We start from the raw sequence: 1923 nt of genomic DNA, 5'->3' as shown, positions 1-1923 counted from the left end.
AACGGCGGACTGTTAATCCGTATGTCGCAAGTTCAAGTCTTGCAAGGGGAGCCAATTAAAAAAAGCCGCATCATTGATGCGGCTTTTTTGCATCTAAAGATCCTAGTGTGCCTCCATCCCCCTCACCTTTCTAATCGCTCATTCAGTACAGAAACTCTCAGTCTTAATTTTCTTGTAAAACAATTAGGCTTTACTCTTTTGATTTAGCTTTAATCACCCAACGACATGTCGAAACCTTTCTAGCGAGCTTGCTACTTGTGTTATCTAAGAGTGAACCAAATAAGCGCCAGAATGGCTCTGTTGATGACTTAACCTGGGTGATATACGGATTTCACTCTTTATCGAAACTATCCACTATAATAGCCCCCATAGACGCGGGCATTGATATAACAATGACACGTTTAAACGAGACTATTGGATCACTCCATAGAGGCAACTTATCCAAACATGTCAGTACCAAAGCAACCACCAACGCCGTCATAGCATAAGCAATAACAATTCTGAAAATAAACACAGGCATGCGTGCAACAACATTTTTTTGAAAGACACTTTCATAAGTATAAAAGCCTAAGAACACAGCTGATAATAAAAATAGCAACAACAGATTAGCAGTAGGCAAAGTCTCCCCTAACTTCCAGGCTTCTTCGGAAAAAGAAATCGGTACAGCCAAAGCAAAAGATCCTACAAAGATCTGACTGGCATCTTCAAAGTTAAAGCTTAATTTCATAGTTCGCCCCATTAGCTTTTAAGGCTTTATCTATTTGTTAAAATAATCACTAAAATATCACCCGATGATTTTTTTGAGTCTATTCTTACCAAGCGAACAATAACGCCCTTCTAGCTTCATATTAGTCGCAATAGCCAAAACATAGCTTGAACTAACCAGCAAGAAATCAATATGTTCAGAGTAAAGTGGTCAACATAACTAATTCATATCGAGTCAACAAACACATCAGAGTAGAAAAGAGACCGGTAAACATCTCCTAAGATACCTGAACCTAGAGCCAGAGAGTCTCGATCTGATTGGATGATAAATATCACTGCACTAATACGAGAAATTCTCTATTTCTTAGCATATGTATCCCACCGGCACCAATTTGGGCCCTTAATCTAGCGACTCTCTCCTTCAACCTGAAATATAGTCCACTTCCCCTTTGAGATACTTTTCAAACAGGGTGTTCAATACAATTAAGAGTGGTTTAAGCTTAATGCATAACAAGAGGATGAAGTCACCTAATTAAGGGCTATAGCGCTCTTAGCAGAAACATCCATGATCGATTCCTAATTACACAACAGAAGTACCCTCTAGATTCACAGATAAAAACAGAAGTCAGGTATCGTAGATGAAGGGCTGTTAACTAATACTAAAGTGCACTCGCTTGGTAAAGCAAACATCTATAAACGCAGGGCACGTAGGATGAGTTGTAAGGCTTATATAACTTCGATATTGAATGGATACAGCTGAGTCAGAACAGTCTCATTAACCTGACTTACAACGTCGCATAGCTAAAGTATTTGAGTGCTAAGCTTAAAGCTATATGCGTTTGTGAAACGCATGCTCGTTTCAAATAACAACTCGCGTAGAAAATACAAATAAAAAGACTCTAATCGTAGAGTTAGACTTTCTAATAAATAACAGAATAACGGGACACGTTAACTAGGAGTCATGGGGTACGCGCAAACCTTGTGTAAAAGTCATTCAATGGAAGGGCGAACACTATAATTTAGATGTAAAAAAGCCCCGCGATTTCTAGCGAGGCTTCTTATAAATGATGGAGTACTTGGGTGCTCAGGCGGGCCGGGACTCGTTGGTCGAAGACAGAATTATCGTATCCAGAAACGACGAAAGCCTAGTCATAAGACTAGGCTTTCTAATAAGTGGCGGAGTGGACGGGACTCGAACCCGCGACCCCCGGCGTGACA

The 1923-nt window shown here is 40.1% G+C and carries 2 protein-coding genes; one reads left to right on the top strand and one right to left on the bottom strand.

The window, feature by feature from the left end; all coding sequences use genetic code 11:
• The coding region (locus AB6C75_RS23385; protein WP_372109490.1) for a hypothetical protein at window positions 1–207 on the top strand (207 nt) is incomplete at its 5' end.
• Between the two features lie 124 nt (window positions 208–331).
• Here AB6C75_RS23385 and AB6C75_RS23380 read toward each other — a convergent pair.
• Window positions 332–727, bottom strand: a complete 396-nt coding sequence (locus AB6C75_RS23380) for a DUF2391 family protein (RefSeq protein WP_372109488.1) — start codon at window positions 725–727, stop codon at window positions 332–334.
• Window positions 728–1923 lie beyond the last annotated feature (1196 nt).

Origin of the sequence: Vibrio sp. 10N.237.312.B06 (assembly GCF_041464685.1) — a bacterium.
GTDB lineage: Bacteria > Pseudomonadota > Gammaproteobacteria > Enterobacterales > Vibrionaceae > Vibrio > Vibrio tasmaniensis_A.
This window is presented reverse-complemented; position numbering and strand designations above follow the sequence as displayed.

Excerpts from the sequence above, each read along its gene's own strand:
- AB6C75_RS23380 (WP_372109488.1), bottom strand. The coding sequence starts at position 727 with ATGAAATTAAGCTTTAACTTTGAAGATGCCAGTCAGATCTTTGTAGGA.